Source organism: Heyndrickxia sporothermodurans, from assembly GCF_003055045.1.
GTDB classification, from domain to species: domain Bacteria; phylum Bacillota; class Bacilli; order Bacillales; family Bacillaceae_C; genus Heyndrickxia; species Heyndrickxia sporothermodurans.
In genome coordinates, this window is sequence record NZ_NAZB01000105.1 from 1 (window position 1) to 2,516 (window position 2,516).

The following is a 2,516-nucleotide window of genomic DNA, read 5'->3' on the forward strand; positions in this document are numbered from 1 at the left end:
AAAGGAAACGAAAAAGAATGTAGTTTTAAGATAAAGTGAGATTAAGAGAAATACTGTCCAAAATTCGGGGGTTAATCCGTTTCATATTATTTATCACCTTCTATGCTATTTATTATATAATGGATAGGCTACTACAGCTACAGCTTGTTTATTGCAAAATAAAAATACACAATGTTGCAGAGAATTTGGCGTAGCCCAACTTTACATGGAGAGGCGGGCATGTTAGCCTTGTTTGGCAAAGCCAGCCCTTGATACTGCTGGCTTCTTGGCTTGGTAGTCATGCCCGTAGAGGCTCCATGTCAAGTTGCAATTCTCTGCATTCCCCGCTGCAAAACTATGTATTTTTCGATTGCACAAAACAACAGCTATTGAACCGTCCTTTTTTAAGAACATTTCAATTTTTATTCCAGATGAAGTTTCACCTATATATTTATAAGAACCTATCAATAGCTTTTAACACATCAACACGATTCCATTTCTTTGGAAAGAACTCGATTTAGCTACTTTTTCAACCCCCATCAATTTCAACTTTAGCTTTATTTACCACATTTTAATTCGGGCTCACATTACATAGTTCGAAGAATTGATGATTTTGGAAACAATAAAACTTAATCACTTATATTACAGGAATACAAAAAAATGACCGATAATGTACTAAGATCAACGGTCAACTATCAAGTGTTTTTATTTTTTTAATATCTATTATAATTTCTTTCTATTTATCTATCTTAAAAGTCTTCTTCCCATGCTTCTTTTGCATCCAACAACCTTTGAGATAAAAACTCATAAAAATTCTTTGCTGTATTGTAGTCATCAAGTCCCCCTAGTCTATTCCACACTATTACCGGACACTCATTATTCTCCATTTCACTGATATATAGACAATAAGCTTATTCTCCAGCATCTTCAATAACTACTAAATCCTTGTCCATTCCTAAATCTCTATATCTCTATATCTCTTTGTATTAACAACAACAGGAGCTCTATTTGACTTAGCCACTCCTAAAATATCAACTCCGAATAACCCACCCGAACCATAGGTAGTTAAGAACCACTTATAACTTTCTGGTAATTCCACCCCTAGCTCATTTTGGATAGAATTAATTTGACTTTCATCCACTCCACCTGTAAAGTCATCTGATTCCTTATGTTCATTAATAAAGTTTATTAATTCCTCTTTATCCAATCAAGGTTCCTCCTTATAGAGTTCACTTTTATCTATTTGCCTAGCTCTCCATCTCCAATACTTACTCCTAAAATTATAAGTACTGCTTTTTTAATACAGGATCATTTCTAAAGCTCCTACCGTTCTCTACCAAACCATGCAAAATTTTATTATATTCATCATGCATACTCGCAGGAATTTCTACCCTTGAACCTGCCTCTCTTTGGATTAAATGATGAAGTTCTATAACTGTACCATCTTTCCAGAAAAGTGCTCTTCCTTTTTTCATTAATTGTAATTTTTGTTAGAACAGGATCAGGATAGTACTACCTTTATAAGCTATAAATTCCGAAAAACAGTATTCATGTAATATTCCATCCTTATTAATACTATCAACAAAAAGCACTTGCTGCTATAAAACAATCAGGTGCTCAGTTAATAAATAATAAAAAAGGTAAAGCAAATCAACTACTGTCGGTGATAGGTTGCCCAAAAAAGATACCTTCAAAGGCATTTTGCCAATCAAGGATTTAAAACAATCATTTTATATTTTAGGAACAACTTCTAACGCTTCTTCGTCTACTTTAGCCCCCACTAATACCCTCGTCCTTAAACAAGCGTAAAAGCGTGTATCCTTGTGCCTGACAATACGCTTTAATTTCATCCTCTTGGTAAGCAAGGCTATATCCATCTCTTGCTTGACCTTGTGTAGATACTCGAATATATCCGATAATATTCATGATGTTCCCCCCCTCCATTACGCTAATTAGGATTAACGTAACGCTTAGCCGCTATATTTTATGTAATTTCATTGTATGCGGCTTTAGCGATACAATCAACCCCTTTACCGATACAAATTTATTGTGTATCGTAAAAGTAGCAAGAAATAGAGAAAGGGAGTTACCATGGCAATTTCAATCAAACTGAAGGAAATTCTTAAAGAACGTGACCTTTCACAACGTGAATTGGCACGAATGACAGGGCTGCGGCCCAATACGATAAGTCATCTTTGTTCAGACAATGTGGACAGGGTTTATCTATCAACATTAGAAACGGTATGCAAAGTGTTAGACATCGACATTCAGGAGTTAATCGAGGTGGAGTAGTCCTCTCAGCATAGCAATCGTTCTATGTACGTCAAAGTTGCGAAAAATTTAAAAAGGCAAGGAGAAAGCGAAGGTAAAGTATTTGGGGATGTTTATGGTAGTAACTGATGATTTGGGGTTATTTCACAAGAAATGAAATACAGTAAATCGGGTACACTTTTTAAAGTGTATTGTACCTACTAAAGAATTTGTTTAAACATCATATAGTGCTTACAAAGTTTATCTGTATTTGATAAATTAAAATT

Annotated in this window: 2 protein-coding genes and 2 pseudogenes; 1 reads left to right on the forward strand and 3 read right to left on the reverse strand. The window is 34.6% G+C overall.

Features of this window, described 5'->3' with window-relative positions:
* Positions 1 to 728 precede the first annotated feature (728 nt).
* The 3 genes and pseudogenes from B5V89_RS19900 to B5V89_RS19910 form a co-directional block, all read right to left on the reverse strand.
* A pseudogene (locus tag B5V89_RS19900) lies at positions 729 to 1,186 on the reverse strand (SMI1/KNR4 family protein).
* 73 nt (positions 1,187 to 1,259) lie between these two features.
* Positions 1,260 to 1,454, reverse strand: coding sequence for an HNH/ENDO VII family nuclease (locus B5V89_RS19905; protein ID WP_235993168.1), 195 nt, complete (start codon positions 1,452 to 1,454; stop codon positions 1,260 to 1,262).
* 270 nt (positions 1,455 to 1,724) lie between these two features.
* A pseudogene (locus B5V89_RS19910) lies at positions 1,725 to 1,905 on the reverse strand (recombinase family protein); the annotation flags it as partial.
* Positions 1,906 to 2,070: 165 nt separating this feature from the next.
* Here B5V89_RS19910 and B5V89_RS19915 point away from each other — a divergent pair.
* Positions 2,071 to 2,271: a helix-turn-helix domain-containing protein gene (locus B5V89_RS19915; RefSeq protein WP_107921418.1), complete on the forward strand. Its 201-nt coding sequence runs from the start codon at positions 2,071 to 2,073 to the stop codon at positions 2,269 to 2,271.
* Positions 2,272 to 2,516 lie beyond the last annotated feature (245 nt).

Excerpts from the sequence above, each read along its gene's own strand:
- B5V89_RS19905 (WP_235993168.1), bottom strand. The coding sequence starts at position 1,454 with ATGAAAAAAGGAAGAGCACTTTTCTGGAAAGATGGTACAGTTATAGAA.
- B5V89_RS19915 (WP_107921418.1), top strand. The coding sequence starts at position 2,071 with ATGGCAATTTCAATCAAACTGAAGGAAATTCTTAAAGAACGTGACCTT.